The 17,088-nt window shown below is 46.0% G+C and carries 14 protein-coding genes; 8 read left to right on the top strand and 6 right to left on the bottom strand.

All coding sequences use genetic code 11. The features are described 5' to 3' along the window. Positions 1-36: 36 nt before the first annotated feature. The 3 genes from OEZ43_14990 to OEZ43_14980 all read right to left on the bottom strand — a co-directional run bounded on the left by OEZ43_14990 (position 37) and on the right by OEZ43_14980 (position 1,801). Entirely contained in the window at positions 37-516 is a 480-nt protein-coding gene (locus OEZ43_14990; protein MDH5546897.1) for a peptidylprolyl isomerase, read from the bottom strand. A gap of 208 nt (positions 517-724) precedes the next feature. Further along, the gene (locus OEZ43_14985) at positions 725-925 is read right to left on the bottom strand and encodes a hypothetical protein (protein ID MDH5546896.1); all 201 of its coding nucleotides are present in this window, start codon (positions 923-925) and stop codon (positions 725-727) included. A 120-nt stretch (positions 926-1,045) separates the two neighbouring features. Next, positions 1,046-1,801, bottom strand: a complete 756-nt coding sequence (locus OEZ43_14980; protein MDH5546895.1) for an ABC transporter permease — start codon at positions 1,799-1,801, stop codon at positions 1,046-1,048. Between the two features lie 100 nt (positions 1,802-1,901). Between OEZ43_14980 and OEZ43_14975 the strand changes: the two genes are divergently transcribed. Further along, positions 1,902-2,555 (top strand): thiopurine S-methyltransferase, encoded by a 654-nt coding sequence (locus tag OEZ43_14975; GenBank protein MDH5546894.1) that lies wholly within the window; start codon positions 1,902-1,904, stop codon positions 2,553-2,555. Positions 2,556-2,592: 37 nt separating this feature from the next. Here OEZ43_14975 and OEZ43_14970 read toward each other — a convergent pair whose 3' ends face one another. Together OEZ43_14970 and OEZ43_14965 are read right to left on the bottom strand one after the other, a co-directional pair. Then, complete coding sequence (locus tag OEZ43_14970) at positions 2,593-5,619, bottom strand: ATPase, T2SS/T4P/T4SS family (GenBank protein ID MDH5546893.1); 3,027 nt, start codon at positions 5,617-5,619, stop codon at positions 2,593-2,595. A gap of 115 nt (positions 5,620-5,734) precedes the next feature. Continuing rightward, positions 5,735-8,140: a response regulator gene (locus tag OEZ43_14965; GenBank protein MDH5546892.1), complete on the bottom strand. Its 2,406-nt coding sequence runs from the start codon at positions 8,138-8,140 to the stop codon at positions 5,735-5,737. Positions 8,141-8,426: 286 nt separating this feature from the next. Between OEZ43_14965 and OEZ43_14960 the strand changes: the two genes are divergently transcribed. The 6 genes from OEZ43_14960 (at position 8,427) to OEZ43_14935 (ending at position 14,999) form a co-directional block, all read left to right on the top strand. After that, positions 8,427-11,597, top strand: coding sequence for an SBBP repeat-containing protein (locus OEZ43_14960; protein ID MDH5546891.1), 3,171 nt, complete (start codon positions 8,427-8,429; stop codon positions 11,595-11,597). Between the two features lie 105 nt (positions 11,598-11,702). Then, on the top strand, positions 11,703-12,611 hold the full coding sequence (locus OEZ43_14955) for a hypothetical protein (GenBank protein MDH5546890.1): 909 nt from the start codon (positions 11,703-11,705) through the stop codon (positions 12,609-12,611). 128 nt (positions 12,612-12,739) lie between these two features. Next, positions 12,740-13,108, top strand: a complete 369-nt coding sequence (gene trxA / locus OEZ43_14950; GenBank protein ID MDH5546889.1) for a thioredoxin — start codon at positions 12,740-12,742, stop codon at positions 13,106-13,108. Positions 13,109-13,177: 69 nt separating this feature from the next. Beyond that, positions 13,178-13,939 carry a hypothetical protein gene (locus OEZ43_14945; GenBank protein ID MDH5546888.1) on the top strand — a complete coding sequence of 254 codons (762 nt, stop codon included), beginning with the start codon at positions 13,178-13,180 and terminating at the stop codon, positions 13,937-13,939. Positions 13,940-13,958: 19 nt separating this feature from the next. Next, positions 13,959-14,399 (top strand): NUDIX hydrolase, encoded by a 441-nt coding sequence (locus OEZ43_14940; GenBank protein ID MDH5546887.1) that lies wholly within the window; start codon positions 13,959-13,961, stop codon positions 14,397-14,399. An 84-nt stretch (positions 14,400-14,483) separates the two neighbouring features. Continuing rightward, positions 14,484-14,999 carry a DUF5658 family protein gene (locus OEZ43_14935; GenBank protein MDH5546886.1) on the top strand — a complete coding sequence of 172 codons (516 nt, stop codon included), beginning with the start codon at positions 14,484-14,486 and terminating at the stop codon, positions 14,997-14,999. Here OEZ43_14935 and OEZ43_14930 read toward each other — a convergent pair. Next, positions 14,986-16,056 carry a c-type cytochrome gene (locus OEZ43_14930; protein MDH5546885.1) on the bottom strand — a complete coding sequence of 357 codons (1,071 nt, stop codon included), beginning with the start codon at positions 16,054-16,056 and terminating at the stop codon, positions 14,986-14,988. The two genes, OEZ43_14935 and OEZ43_14930, sit on opposite strands and share 14 nt — an antisense overlap. 174 nt (positions 16,057-16,230) lie before the next feature. On the opposite strand from OEZ43_14930, the gene motA reads away from it, so the two are divergent. Further along, positions 16,231-17,085, top strand: a complete 855-nt coding sequence (motA, locus tag OEZ43_14925) for a flagellar motor stator protein MotA (GenBank protein ID MDH5546884.1) — start codon at positions 16,231-16,233, stop codon at positions 17,083-17,085. Positions 17,086-17,088 lie beyond the last annotated feature (3 nt).

Here is a 17,088-nt window from a genome sequence, read left to right as displayed (position 1 = left end):
TCCCCCGGTTTTCGACTAACATCTTACAAACTACGTTTAGTGGTGGTGTCCACCTGGGCCATGAGCGTGCCCGTGAGATTTCTCGTCTTCACTGGCATCACGTATATTGACAATCTCGACATCAAAGGTGAGATGCATACCGGCCAGTGGGTGATTGCCATCGACGGTAATTTCGTCTTTGTCAATGTGTGTGACAGTGACCACAATGCTATTTCCTTCCGGATCCGCTGCGTGAAACTGCTGTCCTACCTCAACGGCATGGTCTCCAAACATTTCACGGGAAACGACTTGTTTTTTTCCGTCGTCCGTCATGCCATAGGCGTCTTCTGGCGCGATACGCACACTGACTTTTTCGCCAACAGCTTTACCTAGCAACGCATCTTCGAGTCCAGAAATGATATTGCTGGCCCCGTGTAGATAGTCGAGCGGAGATTTGCCTTCCGACGAGTCTAAGATATTCCCCTCATCATCTTTGAGGGTGTAGTGTATTGAAACGACTTTTCCGTCATTGATCATAAACGGTACCTTCCCAAATAAATTTCAACTGCCTACTTGGCAATACGGCAACACATCATGGATCGAGTATTCACAAAATTGATATGAACCTACGACCACTGAAAAACTAGCCCGAACGTACTAGGTACTCTACGGGCACAATAACGCCAAAACCTTACATAATCAAGAACAAAAGAGGAGTATTTAGAATAAAACCAGAAATTGCCGTTTAATGGCGTCGAAGGGCGATGAGTTCATCGTCATCCATAACGATGTAGTCAGGATGATAAAGATAAATCTGTCTCTGCATTTCTAAACCGTTGAGACAGTCCAGTACAACAACTTCATATCCCATCCCGGATAGACTGTCGCTTAACAACGCAATACGTTCGCTATTGTCATTGAAAACCAGAACGCGTTCTTTAACCATCTCAGTATTCCAGGGGACTGCCAATTAACTTGCGGCGCATTGTAGGGGTGGTGTTTTAAATCCCGATGAAGCGAAGTTCGACTCGTTATAAGAAGAAATAGACTGAGTGGAGTGGATCGGCTAACGATAGGACGAAGGTTTCCAGGTTACCAAGCGGTTTTCCAGGGAATCCAGTAGATAGGCGAACATGATGCCAAAAAATCCAATGACAAAAATACCGGCGTACATGGACTTAATGCTGAAGGTCTCCCAGGACTGCCAGATCAAATAACCAATTCCCTCGTTAGCCCCCGAAAATTCTGCGGCAACGACGATGACAAGACTGTAGCCTATGGCTAGTTTCAGGCCAGTAAAAATTGAAGGCAGACTACCTGGTAGGACGATATGCCAGACTCTGGAGCGCAGGCCCACGGAATGTATTTGGGCAATATCGAAGTAGACGGGCGATAGATTTCTAACGCCGTTGAGAGTACTCATTAATACCAAAAAAAAGCTGCCAATCGCGACTACAACGATTTTAGACAAATCGCCGATTCCGAATACCAGCATGATCAACGGTAGAATCGCAATTTTTGGCAAGGGATAAAGCATTGCCACGACGGGGTAAATCAGACGAAAGGAAAATGGGGACAGACCCATGATTATTCCGACCCCGGCGCCGAGCAAGCAACCGAGAAGATAGCCCCAGAAGATTCGGGTTAGACTGGCGACGATATCTCGAAAAATTCCTTCGTCTGGGCTTTCAGTGAACAAGTGATACAGGATAGAAGACGGGGGCGGAAAAAAACGAATATCCAGCATGCCTGTACGGGACAATATTTCCCATGTCAGGAACAGAAGAAGCGGAGATATCGTATAATAGAGCGAATTTTTCATATCATCATCATGTGCTAGCAAAAGTATAGCGGTTGGTACATGGCAAAAGAACAGTCATTCGTTTTTATTTTTAATATTCCTACAGATGGAGAGGTGAACTATGGAACGTGAGTTCTGGATACAGCGTTGGCAGGAGGGGCAAATCGGTTTCCACCAGCAGCAAGTCAACGAATATCTGACCAGACATTGGCCGAAATTGGGCAGCGATGTCAAACGAGTCCTGGTCACTTTGTGTGGCAAGAGTAAGGATATGCTATGGCTTGCAGAGCAGGGCTGTAAAGTGACTGGCGTAGAAATAAGTCAATTGGCAGTAGAGGCATTCTTTTCAGAGAACAAGCTTGCCGTAGAGAAAACGGAAAAGGGTAACTTTATTCGCTACGATAGTGGCGCGTTTTCATTGTGGTGTGGAGACTTTTTTAGTCTTCAAGCTAGCGACATCGAAGGTATCGTTACAGTGTTTGATCGAGCTTCGCTTATAGCGTTGCCACCTTCTATGCGTCAGCAATACGCAAAGCATTTGGCATCTTTATTACCATCTAAGAGCAAAGTATTGCTGGTCACAATGGAATATCCACAAGAAGAAATGAACGGGCCACCTTTCGCTGTCCATAAAGACGAAGTCATGGAATTGTATCAGTCAACGTTTGATCTCGAGTGTCTGGAAGAGAGTGATATTCTTGCACTTAATCCGCAGTTTCGTGAACGGGGACTGAGTCAATTGAAGGAAAGAATCTGGTTGATGACGCGTAAATAGAAAATGGCTTTATGTAAGCAAAAAGGCAAGCTTAGGATTATTTAATACAAACCGCGTGTACCTGATGGATGTTTGTAAAGCCCTGAAGCACTTTAAGGATGCCGTCCTGTTTCAAGGTGAGCATACCTTCGTTTAGGGCAACGGCAAGAATCTCTGCAACTTTGCCTCGGTCCTGGATAAGTAATTTTATTCTATCCGAGGCAACGAGTAATTCGTGTAAGGCAATACGTCCGCTTAGGCCGGTATTGCCACATTCTTCACAGCCGTGTGCCTCATATAGATGGATGTCGCCATTGACGTCGCCGTATTCATTGCGCCAGGACTCTAGAAGCTCATCCATTTTAACTGAACTGCCGAGAAGTTCAGGGAATTCGGATAGGTATTCCTTGATGAGTTCGCGCAACTCGTGTTCGTCGGCGATATATGAGGTTTTACAGGCACTACAATAGGTCTTGGCAAGTCGCTGAGCAAGTATGCCGAGTAATGCGTCAGCGAAATTGAACGGATCCATGCCCATGTCTAACAAACGCACGATACTTTCAGGCGCACTGTTAGTATGCAAGGTAGAGAATACCAGGTGACCGGTTAGGGAGGCCTCGACACCGATACTGGTTGTTTCTTTGTCACGCATCTCACCCACCATGATTACATCGGGGTCGGCACGCAGGAAAGCCCTCATTGCAGTTGCAAAAGTGAGATTGATTTTTGTATTTACTTGCACCTGACGCAAGCCTGATTGTGTGATTTCCACAGGGTCTTCAGCGGTCCAAATTTTTCGGTCACCAGTATTGATACGCTTGAGTACCGAGTGCAAGGTAGTGGTTTTACCTGAACCGGTTGGGCCGCAAACCAGAAACAGTCCATATGGCTTGTCAGTTAACTTGCGTATTAATTCCAGGTTGCGTTGGTTGAAGCGCATGTTTTCCAAAGGCAGCGGTTCACCATGTGCGAGTACACGGAGGACAACGTCCTCGACATTGCCTGATGTTGGCAGTGTGGCAACGCGTAGTTCAATATTGAGTGGTCCGAACTTACGAAATTCGATCTTCCCGTCTTGGGGTTTACGACGTTCGGAAATGTCGAGATCACACATGATTTTTATACGTGACACCAGTGCATTTCGATATGTCGCTGGCAATTCGACATAAGGCTGTAAGGTACCGTCCTTGCGGAAACGAATCAGCGTGTTCTTGCGTCCGCTTCCTGGTTCCACATGAATATCAGATGCCTTCATGTCATACGCATCCATAATCATTTTGTTGACCAGTTTTACCAGAGTGTTGTCCGATTCGGTTACTTCGGACTCAAGTGAATCATCAGATTCGAGAGCGTGATTGTCGACGAGAGTCAACTCTTCCGCGAGTGACTCGATGTGGGAACCGTAGTAGTGATTTAAGGCCCATTCCACGTCCTCTTCCATTGCCATTACGGGTTCGACGAACATTTTGGTATGAAAACGTATATCATCCACCGGTGCGCGATTCATGGGGTTGTCGATAGCAATGATGAGTTTATTATCGAACATGCAAGTCGGCATGATTTTATGCTTGCGCGCCATTTTGAGCGGTACCAGTTCCACCGCTTTCGGATCGATATCAAACTTGCGTAGATTGATAAACGGTATCCCAAGTTTACTCGCCAGTGTTTTGCGGATTTCAATATCAGAAACAGCGCCCATTTCTTTCAGAATTTCACCAATGGGCTTGCTTCGGTCTTCTTTCTGAAGTTCCAACGCTTCAAGCAATTGATGTTCTGTAATGATGCCGTCCTGGATTAGCGCTTCGCCTAAACGCATGCTTGGGCGTTCAGCTTGATTGTTTAGCACTTCTTCGAGTTTGCGAACGGATTCTATCGCTCTATCTTGTAGGATCTCGCTGAGCTTCTTTTCCTGTTTTTGTTGCTGCGGTTTTTTTGTCGGCCGTGCTTGATTGCCTGGTATAGCATCTTCAAAAGGAACTGAATCTTCGGCCGGGATAAAAACTGCGCGATTGCGAGTGGTTGGTGCAACTGGCTTTTTGATTTCCCCGGAATTTCGATCAGTTATCGCATTTTCAATAGATTGTGCATCTGGCGCAAACTCTTCTACCGCCGGTGTGTGGTCAACTGGCTCATGCTCGGCTGCCTGGTATGGTATCGCAATCTGTTCAATATCATTGTCTAAAGTTCTCTGCTCGTCGTTAAGCAACGGAGCAGGCGTTATCGTTTGTACAGGAGGGGCTGGAGTACTAGGTTTTGATGGTGCCTGAACATCGACTCCAGGTTTCTCATCGAATAGTGTTTGCTCCGGTTGTGCTGGAGTGGCGTGCAGGTCTGGCGAGTCGAACTCGTCAATTGTTTCAAACTGTGGTGGCACAGACTGGAAGTCCGACACTGCCGAAGTCGGTAACGGTTCGAAGGAATCTCTCGGTTCTGGTTCTCCAGAGCTGTCTGTTGACGAAGGTAGTATAGCTTCAAAATCAGACATTGCCTGAATCTCTGTTACAGCTTCTTCATCAATCAATTCGCTAGGAATCGATGTTTCACGAGACACAGGGGGGAGTTCGTCAATTTGATGTGTTTTTGCTACAGGGGAAACAACCCGGGTAGAAGGCGGCGGAATTTCCACCGCTCCAAGTATCTTCTTGCGACTTAGCGCATTTGAAGAAATAAAGAGATGTTTGTAACTATTAAATGCCTGGGCAACAAACAGGTGTATTCCTTGGTGATCACTTATATAACCTAAGGTTTCACCCATATCGCTGGTACCGTCGATGTATTCCAGCACATATTCGGTTTTAAGACTATTGCTACCAACATTTTCGTTTTCGTCCTCACTCTCAAAATATCGAGAGTTGAGTAACTGCATATTTTTTATGGCGCTAAAAGGGATTTTATGGGATGGCCCATCGTTAACTGGTTTGACTTCAATAAAGTCAGACATGTCATTGTAGGAAACCAGCTCGCCTGTCAGCGACTTACCATCTAAAAGATTAATAAGTACCGGTTCCGGCCGCGAGAGTGCCTGTATTGGCGGTTTTTTACACCTAGGCGGCAGTGGAATGGCGATAGACGTTATATTATTCATCACTCATGTATACGCGTATGTTACGGGATTCACGAAAGAATCCTCCTCAGATTATGTCGGCATACATCGTCCGCGGCTTTAGACCCGGAAAAACTGACTTATTTATTTTGGAATATCAGGCGAAAATGCGGTTAATAGCGGTGCTGAGGTCGTTCAGGGAGACGGGTTTCAACAGGTAAGAGTCAATTCCTGCATTCAGCCACTTTTCTCGGTTATAGATAGAGCTGCCTGTTATAGCAACAATAGGTAGCTTGGCGTTTTTATGATCCATTGCTCGAATGGCACGGGTGGTTTCCATACCATCGATATCAGGAAGGTTGATATCCATTAAGACGAGGTCTAGATTCAGTTTTCCAATTTGCTCGATGGCAATTTTACCGCTTTCAGCCAGAATAGGGTTGTGTCCTAGATTCTGAAGCATACTGCTCAACACCGCTTGGCTGGCTTTGTTATCTTCGACGAGCAATATATTGAGATGTGAAAATTCGGGGTTCGATTCTGTCTCCACATCGGTGCTTTGTAATGGGATGACGATGTGTATCATCGAGCCCTGTTTCCCCATTTGTTCTGTCCACGCTTTTCCGCCCAGAGACTCGATTAACTGGCGACATATAGACAGGTTTATATTGTAGTTACCTTGAGGTTCATTTTGGTCATTGGATGGGCCATTAAAATAGAAAGCAGACACTTTATACTTGCTGTGATAAAGCTGGATATAGAGATTATGTTTTTCATCGAAATTGATATTGACTTTTATCTCCCCGGATTCGCCATTAGCAATAAAATCATTCAGGATATGGGTGAAGATATTGTGAAACCATCGATAGTCGATATTGATGTAGCGAGGTGTATTGTCACCAGTATGTATCTCCAACTGGGTGCCAACTTCGGTCGCTTTTCTTTGCAACGGTGTAATCGTTGTTTTGATAAAAGTTTCGAGATTTGTCGCGTTGCTTTCTTCCTGTTTTATACTTTCCTGAAGCGTCGCCACACTGCTGACAGTATTTATATAATCGAGGATGCTTTGGCCGGCGCTATGGATTCGTTCGAATTCGTGGATAAGCTCCGAGTGTCTTTGATCCTGAATAAGGGTTTCGGAAATTCCAAGGATATCAGCCAGCGGTGAACGCAATTCAGCGCTTAATTTTTCAATGAATAAGCTTTTGCTTTGGTTATTTAGTTCAGCTTGCGTTTTCGCCTGTGAGAGGTCTTCCTTTTCCTGCGCTTGCTTCGTAACGTCAGTGATAAATACCAGACTTCCCTGATAGCGAGATTTCTCAATAATAGGTACGCCTTTCACCTCCATAACGATGGTTTTGTCAAACATGGAGGTGAACTCAGTAACGAATTCAACCTGAGAACCTTGTGTCAGACGTGATAACACATTGCCTAATTTGGCGCGCTGTATTGATGGCAGACTGGCGATTTCTCTTCCGGTAGCTGGCGACGCAGTATCTTTTGGATTTCCTGTCATTTCCAGTAATACGGGGTTGAGATAGCTAACGCGATTATTTTCATCCAGAGTGATGATGCCAACCGGCGCGTGTTCAAGAATTTTTAGATTGTATTCATAGAGACTCTTGTACTGATTACGCGCTTTGAATAATGCGTCTGCTGCCATGCGGTTCTCTGAAACATCACGCATAGTGCCTTCAATGCCGCCAATGTTGTTTTGTTTATCATAGAAGTATTGTGCATTGATGGAAACCCAAATCGGGTGCTCTTCCTGAGTTACTAATTGGGTTTCAAAATTTCTTACTTGCCCACGATTTGCGCGAATGAGCTCCATGAAGTCATCGAAACTGGCTTGTCCAGAGAACAGGTGAACAAATTGCGTATTGGATAAGTCTTTCTGACGGTAACTAAGCAAAGGTTCGACAGATGGTGAAATGGTGATAATTCTGCCTCTACTATCTAGTCGAAAATATGTATCTTGCATATGCTCAATGATTCGCGAAAGCTCGTTACGCGAATGCAATAGCTTTTTTTCAATTTGTTCCTTTTCGGTGATGCGGAGTTGAAGCTCAGAATTTGTATTTTGGATGTCATCCAGCAGTTGATGATTTTTCTCAGACAAATTCATGATTTCAATAATTCGACGATTCATCAGCAGGGTGATGTAGATAAGGACGATGCAATAGACCATGGCCATTGATGCCATTGCGTAACTATTGTGACTTTCCAACAGAAGCGTTGTGATGACGTAGACGACTGTGAAGGGTATGGCAAAAGCAATATATGTGCTGACGACGGGAGCCAATATAACCGTCGCTCCCATTAACATGCCACCGGCCGCAAAATAGATGAAAAACTGTTGTCCTTCACTAAGAAACGGGAGAAATATCGCAGAAGACGCCCAGGCAAGACCGGATGCGATCTCGATTATTAAATAGTAAATCAACCAAGTTGTATATTTGGTTTCCTGATTGTCACTGGCGTTATAACGGTATACGGCGATCGCTCGGCCCAAAGTAATAAGCAATATAAATGAAAGCCAGATCAACGGTGGGGTGAATGACATAGAGTCGTGAACCCCCAGTACAACCAAAATCGCACAAATAGGCATAGCGAAGATGGCCGACGGAGCTTGGTCGTATAACAAGGAAACGAGGCGAGCCCCATGGCGCATGCCAGATGTGGGAAGGATGATTTTCCTTAAAAATTCGGACTGCTGTACTGTTTGCATAGAAATACACATTTTGAATCAAGGCGGCCAAGGGATGGCTTGAACCGATAAATTGTTATATTCTGGCCAAACATAAATAGAAAACATCAGTAATATACAGACCCTCTATATGCGTGTTTCTTTGAAAAAAATCAAGAATTTCTCGATCGGTGAATATTACCGTTATACGGGTTCTTTAGAAGATATGAAACCATACACTCAAAAAAAAACGTCTGAGTGCTCAAACGGCGCTTTATGTACTTTGAGAACGATTGATGTTTCCTGGAAAGCGCTCGTCGTAGTCATGTTCTGCGTTCTGTCCTTGGCTCACCCTGCACTTGCGTCACTCCAGCACCTCAGTTCGACACATTATGAGAAAAATATTGGCCAGCTAGCCCACAATGAATTTTATCGCATGCGCGGCGAGGGTTATGGCTTGTCCTTTCTCAAGGACAAGGTGCTCGTACGCGTCGAGGGGAAAAATCAGGCTATTAAATCCAATTTGGTGACTTTCACGCTCGTACTCGATAAGGCATTCATGGCGCCTGAGGGCCGTAACGTCTCTGCGGTTACTACTAATGTCATAAAAGGTAGCAATAGTCACACATGGTATCGCAATATCCCGGCCTACAAAGAAGTCTTCTATCGCTCCACGAGCGGAGATACTGAGGTGGTTTTTTATTTCAATAATGACACCGTGGAATATGATTTTCGGCTCAAGCCAGGGGCTGAGCTAAAAAGTGCAGGCTTCAAGGTTGAGGGAGTCGATCGATTGGCAATAAACGATAATGGAAGTCTGATTCTGTCTATCGGTGGAGAGACGATAGCCATTAAGCCACCAGTGGCCTATCAAATAGGTGATGATTCTTTGAGACAGGCGGTAGAAGTTGCGTATGCAATCGATCATGACCGAGTCAATTTTGTTTTGGGCGGTTTTGATCAGAGTAGAGAGTTAGTCATTGATCCGGTGATTGACTACGCGACCTATTGGGGGGGCTCAGGCAATGAGGCGGCAAAAGTTCTGCGCTTAGCGCCCGATGGCAGTGGTGACTACTATATTGCAGGCAACACGGTAACGTTCGCAAATTTGGCCGATATGGAACAAAGCGAAGTTACACCGATTGAAAGTGGGTTTTTAGCATCACCGGTAAGTTTGCACGGGATAAACAAATGCGCAGCACAGCTGGACACTACTCAAACCCAACAGGAAAGCTTTTCTGACTACGACGCCTTTATTGCCCGTTTTGATTCCAGTCACCAATTGGTAGCGGCGACCTATTTTGGTGGTTGTGGTAACGATACAGTGAAAGACCTGGTGTTGAGACAGGATGCAGCTGACTTATTCGTGTACGTAACAGGGTTGACGACATCTCCTGATTTTCCGAGAGTAAACGCACCTCAACAGCGTCTTAGTCCCGGGGGACATCCGGAAAAGAATACGGCGGATGCATTTGTTGCACAATTCCAGTTTTTGCAAAAAACTGACCCAGATACCTTGGAGACCTATGAATCCGTGGATGTAAAGCTGTCCACATATCTTGGTGGAGAAGGCATTGAAGGTGGGCGAGCGATTGATGTTGATCAAAATGGCTTTATTTACGTCGCAGGCTATACTCATTCGCGGATATGGTCGGATATAGGTCCGTGCGAAGAGGGAAACAGCGTACTACAGTGTACGCACTCACTTGATCAAGAGCCGCGCGACCCAGATGACTGGTTTAATACCTCGGCGGCAGACGCATTTCTAGCGCGCATTTCCGGCTCGGGCATAATCAGCTATGTCACCTATCTTGGTGGACGACAGGACGATTGGCCGAGTGCCATTACCTTGAACGACGTAGGTACAAATAGCGTAATTTTGGTAGGGAACACGGGCTCGGCAGATTTTCCAATGGGAAGTGGTACCACTTTTCGAGATTATAGAGCCGGTAGTGAGCTTTGCAGTCGAGCCGAACCACCTTTCGATGTAGATGCGCATCCTTGCGAAGATGTATTTGTCATTTCTCTGTCCAGAGACGCGAAATCCGTTATTGCAGCTACCTTTATTGGTGGTGACCGGGATGAATCGGCCGTTGACGTCGATGTAGATAATTTTGGCAACGTGTTTATTGGTGGCGTTAGTAAAAGTCAGGGTATGCGAGTCAGAGGTGACGGGATGATAAATCCCAACACTGACGGACAGGATTTGTTAAAAGAGGGTGAGACGGTTCTTCAGGGAGATGAACTGCGCGAATTTGTCCTGGCACGTTTTCCTTTGGTTAACCCCGTTGAATTCGTCACAAAAGAAGACGCGGTTGATACAAGTGTTTTTGTCGCTAAATTTAATGCAGCGCTGGATACGCTTTTGTATTCAACCTTCGTCGGTGGAAGTGGTAATGATGGACTGGGGAACATGGTATTGCGGGATAACAGCGTCTATCTGGCAGGCAACACGGACTCTCAAGACTTGGTTTTGTCGGCCGCTTTCCAGGCTCACTCAATGTCAGGTGATGGTTTTATCATTAGGATCGATGAAGATCCGGATACCCGGCTCCCTGTTCAAGGATTCGGAACACTTTATGGTGGTGAATCGTTCGATTTTATCGATGCACTTGACGTCGATAGTAACGGCAAAATTCTATTTGTAGGTGGAACGCGATCCGAATACCTGCCGTTGATGAATCCCCAACTGGGATCAGCAATACAGACAAGAGATGTTGTCATCAGGAAGCGAGCGCCGCTGCTTGATAAAGACGTGAACAAGGTGGTGGTAACGACAGATTTATTTGTGGGTACGGTTAACCCGGCTACCACAACAGATAGCAATTTGACATTGGAAGTCAGTAAGAGTGTAAGTGGTAATATTTTTTCTGGAAACTCCGTAAGTTTGACATATACCGTGGAAAACAAGGGGACTGAAACTGCACAGGAAGCGCGCCTTTTCATCGATCTACCCACTTCGGGAATTTCCAAAACCTCGGACGATGTACCTCTAACCGTTTCTGCAAGTAGTAACTGCGTGCTACTTGGAAGTCCGACGTATTGTTTATTAGGCGATATAGAACCTGGTCATAGCTTCAGAAAAACGGTAAAGCTAAGTTTCAATGTTTTGCGCGAGGGCGAAATGATTATCACGGCAAGCGTGATGTCGTTAAGTTTTGATACTGATGTAGGTACGATAAGTACCGTAGACGGCAAAGAAAAGAAATCAAACTCAGTGGATGTTGAATTTACGATCATCGAATCCATACAAAAGAGCAGCTTGAGTGCGTTGGGATTATTCATATTACTATCGTTTGTGATTTACTCTGTTGCAGTAACACGACGAAACTGAGTCACTTTTAGCCCTGGAATCCAGCCCGGTAGTGAAAACCACTCACGGTATGATAATTGCCACCTCTGCGAATTATAAATCTCTGACAAGGTACACCGCACATTTATGGGACATGTAAACGCAGGGCTAGAATTTCTGGTCACCGCATTCAACGATATGTGGCCACTGGTACTGGCAACATTTCTAGGGGTATGGATTGCTTTCAAACAACACCATCATCAGGAGATTAGCAAGTCGAAGGACGTACGGTTTCAGGCGCTTGAACATAGCGCGTTTGTACTTTCCAGTCAGTTGGAGCGTATGCAAACCTTGTATCGCGAACATTTCGGGCCAAAAGAGAAAAGTTCACGAAGGGCCTTTACGGTGGAACCCGTTATTATTCACGAGGGATTTCCTTGTCTCGATATGAAAGCGCTGCCGATGGCGTTCGCGCATAAAGATTTTACGCTCATGAATAAGACTTCAGTTGCAGAGCAGAACTTCGTCGAAATTGTCAAAATGCTGAAGATGCGCGCCACTCGTATGACTTCAATAGAAACCCTGGACGCCAGCAGCTCAACAGGACGTAGACGCGGTGCCACCTTGGAAAGCGCGGTTAAGACATTGACTGACAATATTTATAATGCCTTTAAGGAGGCAATTAAGCAGAACAAGGAAGTGTTGACCGAGTTAAAGGCCTATATAGATTCCCAGAAAGCACAAAGCGTCACACATCTGACGGATTTTACCAGTTGGTATTTTCTAGCTGCTTCCTGTGCGGTAGCCGGAGTCTTCTTTTTTAGCCATTGGGCGATAAATGCCAGGTCTCTGGTTAGTTCGGGCCTGGATATTACGTTAATTTCAGCGGTGGTATTTGCTATCTCACTGTATGCCTCACTAGCCATTGGCATACTGGTCGCCGTATTGGGTACATATTCTCTTACCAAACGTATGCACAGTTTCAGCATCTACTTCTGGACATTTCTCATCAGCTTGCAACCGACTGTTTATCTGCTCTGGCTTGATGTTAGCTAATTCGACCCCATCAAGGGTTTAGGGTAAGATTAGCGACTACTAATATACTGTAACTGTTTGAATGCGCCAAACTCCATTTGGGAAAGGTTTATTGACGTATTTAGGCACTTTTCCATAAGGAGCAAGCAATGGCGACTATCGAACTGACTAATGATAATTTTGAAGAAACTATCAAAAATAATGATATAGTGCTCATCGATTTTTGGGCGACCTGGTGCGGTCCCTGCAAAATGTTCGGGCCCATATTTGAGGAAGCCTCAAACGCACATGAGAATGTAGTGTTTGCCAAGGTGGATACCGAGGCCCAGCAAGAGCTGGCTGCGCAGTTTCAGATTCGCTCCATTCCTACCCTTATGGCGATTAAGGAGCAGGTGATCGTCTTTTCTCAGCCAGGCGCTTTGCCGGCGAGTGCACTCAATGAAATTGTGGGCAAGGTCATTGAACTGGACATGCAAGAGGTGAGAAAAGAGATTGAAGATCAAGATAGTAGCTCATAATCTTTACGAAAGATTAGATCTCTAGAATGCGACAATCGAAAGAGTTTTGACAACAAGAAACGCATTTGAATGAGTCTGAAGTCAATATACGATAAAGCGCTGTTGTCGCTGGTACGGATTCGTACGATAACGGAGGCAGGTTCCGCCACCAACGGGACCGCTTTCGTCTATGAATATGTTACCGACGATAACGCGTTCCCCTTTCTGGTGACAGCACGTTCTCTGGTGGAGGATTCTGCGGAAGGCCGGATTGCGCTTATGCAGGCGAAAGGTAAAGAACCTCTGCTGGGTAAAGGCTATACCCTGGATATCGATCAATTCTCCAAGCTATGGTATGCCCATCCTGATCCGCAGCAAGCCGTTGCTGTTACACCCTTCGTCCCATTCGTCAGGCATGTAGAAAACACCGGCACGCGTATCTTTTTTAACGCATTTACTGCCGACGACGGGATAGCGGCGTCGTTTTACGATAATGCTGATTTAGGTCAACGAGTCAGCCTCGTCGGCTATCCAAGCGGGTACTGGGATAGAAAACAACTGTTGGCAGTATCAAAAGAAGCAGGAATAGCATCCATACCAACCCTGGATTACAACGAGCGGCACCAGCTATTACTGGACATGCCGATGCAAAGTGGTTGGCTCGGTGCCCCCGTATTAGTACGTGAAGGTAAGAAGATTAAACTAATGGGCCTGTTGACCAGTGGTGGTGTTAGTGACGACCAGGACCTTGACCACACGATAGTGGACCCTGGTTCAATGTCAGTGATGTTGAAGCTGGACTCCGTTCTTGAGACCATACGCGCCTATCTCCGCGAAAAGGGATTTATCTAAATCCGCTGAAAGGAAGTCGATGCCTCGTCCGCAAACGCCATCATTAACTGTGGATGCCATAATTGAGCTAAGTGAGTTACCAGGTCGCCCGATTGTGCTGATTGAGCGTAAATATCCTCCATTGGGTTGGGCAATACCAGGTGGCTTCGTCGACATTGGTGAAACTGTCGAGGACGCTACCGTAAGGGAAGCAATGGAAGAAGTGACGTTACAAATTTCACTAAAGGCCTTGCTGGGCTGTTACTCACAACCATCCCGAGATCCACGAGGGCACACGGTAAGCCTGGTCTATGTGGCTGAGGCAAGTGGAAAACCAGTCGCTGCTGACGACGCCAGAAATGTTCAGGTTTTCTCCATTGAGAATTTGCCCGAACAGCTGGCTTTTGATCATAAAGCCATTCTCAATGACTATCTTTCATATCGGTCATGCGGCCAAATACCGTCTCTAAGAAATCAATAAGTTACTTCTTTTTACTAAAGAATTTCCCGGTGTGGCGGATGTATTGTAGAGGGTTTTTCAGGGCAAGGTGGGCTAGTCGCTTGTATGGGAATTTTCAAAAGAGCATCTGTAGAAGAAAGTGACGGGATAAATCTGGAAGCGTGTCGCCGCGCCGGTGAAGACAGGCGGCGAGATCATTCGCGGGCGATGATTTATTCGCTGTTCAAAAAACGTCGTCGTGGGCCACGCCGGGAGCTTGATAACGGGTTAGGGCAATATGTTGATTTTCACGAGCCCGTCGTTATTATCCTGACAATTGCTATAACCCTTCTTTGCGTCGCAGACGCTTTCTTCACATTGAACATCATTGACCGGGGCGGCGAAGAGGTTAACCCTTTTATGCGCATGCTGTTGGAAAAAGACGTCGTGTTATTTTTTTCGGTCAAGTTTTCTATCACGTCGATTTGTTTATTGTTTACCATCGTACATAAACATTTTCGTATCTTGTCTATGATTAGCGGCTATCACATTCTGTATGCGGTGTTTATGTTGTACGCTTTGCTGATTTATTACGAACTTTATCTATTGGATTTCAACACCACTGTTTTTAGTTTTTTGTGAGTAAACTCAAACCCTCTGTATCCGGTAGCTGGGGCAGGGTGATTTCAGGTATCTCACCAGTCAAGGTTTTGAGGAAGGCGACAATGTCCATAACTTCCTTTTCATCCAATTCTTTTTGCAATTGTGTCTTAGCCATCACCCGAACCGCTTCCTCCAGACTGGCAACCGAACCGTTATGAAAGTAAGGTGCGGTGAGCACGATGTTGCGCATAGACGGAACTCGCCACAGACGCTTATCCGCTGGATTCAAGGTAATGTGATACAGTCCCAGATCGGCTACAAGATCATATTTCTTGTCATAATGGCTTCCCATGTGATTTGGGAATAGCTCGTAAAAACCATCTCCCATTTTCAGTGCCGGCCCAGGTGCGGGTCCGGCAAAGTTTCCTCCAAAATGGCAGGCAAGACACCCGACATCATTGAATAGCTGTATGCCTCGTTTTTCCTGTTTTGTGAGTATGGACTCTTTACCCTGAATGTATTGATCGAAGCGACTGTCCGGGGTATTCAAAGTACGCTCAAAGCTGGCAATCGCACGGGCGATATTCTTTAGGTTGAGCGCTTTGCTGCCACTAAAGGCATTTGAAAATTCCTTTGCATAACCCGGGATGGCACTGAACCGGGCGATTAACGCCTCTTCTGAACTCATCCCCATTACTGCAGGGTCCAGGATGTGGTCCGCTGCTTGAGTCTCTAGCGACGTCGCTCTGGAATCCCAGTAATACACGGACATATGGCCTACATTCCATAAACCAGGCGCGGAACGCTTCAACTTGCCCTGGCTGATTTTGCCTACACTCCCATCATCATCTCCGCCCGCCGCAAGATTGTGGCAGCTGTTGCAGGACAGGGTGCCATCTTTTGAAAGACGGGTATCAAAAAACAGCTGCTTCCCCAATGCGATTTTCGCCTTGGACTGCGGATTATCAGCCGGAATTTGTGGCTGAGAGGGTAGAGGCTGGAGATAGTCGTAGGCCTGTACCCCGCCAGATAGCAAGGTCAGTATGACGAAAAACGCCAAATCCATACGATAGAAAAGGGTAATTATTGCAGACATCCCGGTACTCCAGCAAACACGAAGCGTGAATCATACAAAATTTTGGCTTTTCAATTAACTATTTGTAACGAGCTGTCGACATAAACTGAGTCAAGACTCTTAGCTGAGCTGTCGATAGTACAGGTATTCAGATAATTATTTATGCAGGGAATTAGGGAATAACGGAATAGACTCATGAAAATCATCATTGGTGTCCTTACCGTATTGATTTGTGTGTTCGGCGGCTTTATGTGGTCGGGTGGAAACCTGCTTGCGCTTTTTCACCCGCCTGAGCTGCTGATTATCGCAGGTGGTGCAACAGGCGGTTTTATTATCGCTAATCCACCTTCAGTGATTAAAGCGGTGACCTCTGGCATTCCTACCCTGTTCTCACCTTCGGCATATAACAAGCAATTCTATCTCAATCTTCTTTCGCTGCTGTTTGAGCTGTTTAACAAGGCGCGGAAAGAGGGCTTGATGTCTTTGGAAGCGCATATCGAAGAACCTGATAAGAGCCCGATTTTTACCAAGTATCCAGCTATCCTGAAGGACCACCACGTAATTGAATTTATCACCGATTACCTGCGATTGATGGTCACTGGTGCGGCCAATGCTTTCGAGATGGAAAACCTGATGGACATGGAATTGGAGACCCATCACGCGGAAGGACATCAACCGTCAGCGTCTGTACAGACGCTTGCTGACGGTTTGCCGGGGTTTGGTATCGTTGCTGCGGTAATGGGTGTTGTTATCACCATGGCATCGATCACGGAAGGCCCTGAGGTAATCGGTGCAAAGGTTGGCGCGGCCCTGGTTGGTACATTCGTAGGGATATTGTTGGCCTATGGTTTCGCCGGTCCTTTGGCCGCAGCGTTGGGCTTTCGTTCAGCGGAACAGAGTAAGTGCATCGAGGTAATAAAGGTTGCGTTACTTGCTTCGCTCAATGGATACAGTCCACAGATAGCGATCGAATTCGGGCGCAAAGTTATCTTCAACGCCGAACGTCCCGGTTTTCTTGAACTTGAAGACTACGTCAAGCGTAAGTCTTAGGTG

The organism is Gammaproteobacteria bacterium (assembly GCA_029881255.1).
GTDB lineage: Bacteria > Pseudomonadota > Gammaproteobacteria > S012-40 > S012-40 > JAOUMY01.
The sequence above is the reverse complement of the archived record's forward strand: the minus strand, read 5'-3'. Positions and strand labels throughout refer to the sequence as shown.

What these genes read in the sequence shown, in the direction of transcription:
- OEZ43_14990 (MDH5546897.1), bottom strand. Translation starts at nt 516, where the DNA reads ATGATCAATGACGGAAAAGTCGTTTCAATACACTACACCCTCAAAGAT.
- OEZ43_14985 (MDH5546896.1), bottom strand. Translation starts at nt 925, where the DNA reads ATGGTTAAAGAACGCGTTCTGGTTTTCAATGACAATAGCGAACGTATT.
- OEZ43_14980 (MDH5546895.1), bottom strand. Translation starts at nt 1,801, where the DNA reads ATGAAAAATTCGCTCTATTATACGATATCTCCGCTTCTTCTGTTCCTG.
- OEZ43_14975 (MDH5546894.1), top strand. Translation starts at nt 1,902, where the DNA reads ATGGAACGTGAGTTCTGGATACAGCGTTGGCAGGAGGGGCAAATCGGT.
- OEZ43_14970 (MDH5546893.1), bottom strand. Translation starts at nt 5,619, where the DNA reads ATGAATAATATAACGTCTATCGCCATTCCACTGCCGCCTAGGTGTAAA.
- OEZ43_14965 (MDH5546892.1), bottom strand. Translation starts at nt 8,140, where the DNA reads ATGTCATTCACCCCACCGTTGATCTGGCTTTCATTTATATTGCTTATT.
- OEZ43_14955 (MDH5546890.1), top strand. Translation starts at nt 11,703, where the DNA reads ATGGGACATGTAAACGCAGGGCTAGAATTTCTGGTCACCGCATTCAAC.
- trxA (MDH5546889.1), top strand. Translation starts at nt 12,740, where the DNA reads ATGGCGACTATCGAACTGACTAATGATAATTTTGAAGAAACTATCAAA.
- OEZ43_14945 (MDH5546888.1), top strand. Translation starts at nt 13,178, where the DNA reads ATGAGTCTGAAGTCAATATACGATAAAGCGCTGTTGTCGCTGGTACGG.
- OEZ43_14940 (MDH5546887.1), top strand. Translation starts at nt 13,959, where the DNA reads ATGCCTCGTCCGCAAACGCCATCATTAACTGTGGATGCCATAATTGAG.
- OEZ43_14935 (MDH5546886.1), top strand. Translation starts at nt 14,484, where the DNA reads ATGGGAATTTTCAAAAGAGCATCTGTAGAAGAAAGTGACGGGATAAAT.
- OEZ43_14930 (MDH5546885.1), bottom strand. Translation starts at nt 16,056, where the DNA reads ATGTCTGCAATAATTACCCTTTTCTATCGTATGGATTTGGCGTTTTTC.
- motA (MDH5546884.1), top strand. Translation starts at nt 16,231, where the DNA reads ATGAAAATCATCATTGGTGTCCTTACCGTATTGATTTGTGTGTTCGGC.